The sequence below is a fragment of the Gluconobacter aidae genome (genome assembly GCF_009547075.1).
Classification (GTDB): Bacteria; Pseudomonadota; Alphaproteobacteria; order Acetobacterales; family Acetobacteraceae; genus Gluconobacter; species Gluconobacter aidae.
Window position 1 is genome coordinate 1 of the sequence record NZ_WIPH01000107.1, and the last position, 569, is coordinate 569.

Consider the following 569-nt stretch of genomic DNA (forward strand, 5'->3'; position numbering starts at 1 on the left):
CGGGCTTGGCGATCAGCTTGAGGCATTTTCCCGGACTGTGGATTTTGAGGTGTTCCGCCCTGATCTGGAGAAGGCTCTGGCCTATTCAGATGGGAGCAAAGGTGGACGACCGCCGTTTGATCCCGTGTTGATGTTCAAGATTCTGGTGATCCAGACGCTGAACAATCTGTCCGACGAGCGAACGGAATATTTGATCAACGACCGCCTGTCCTTCATGCGTTTCCTCGGTTTGGGACTGTCGGACCGGGTACCTGATGCCAAAACGGTCTGGCTGTTCCGTGAGCGTCTGGCCCAGGCGGGAGCTATTGAAAGACTGTTTGACCGGTTTGATGCCACTCTGCGGACCGCCGGTTATCTGCCAATGTCCGGCCAGATCCTGGATGCGACATTGGTAGCCGCCCCAAAGCAGCGCAATACGAACGCTGAGAAAGCTGACCTCCGGGCAGGGCGTATTCCTGAAGATTGGCAGGACAAACCCGCAAAGCTGTCGCATAAGGACCGTCATGCGCGCTGGACACTGAAGTTTACCAAAGCGAAGCGGCAGGATGACGGGACGATCCCAGCCACGG

At 56.8% G+C, this 569-nt stretch carries 1 protein-coding gene; it reads left to right on the forward strand.

The features are described from left to right. The coding region (locus GFJ39_RS13925) for a transposase (protein ID WP_194285399.1) at nt 1-569 on the forward strand (569 nt) is incomplete at both ends.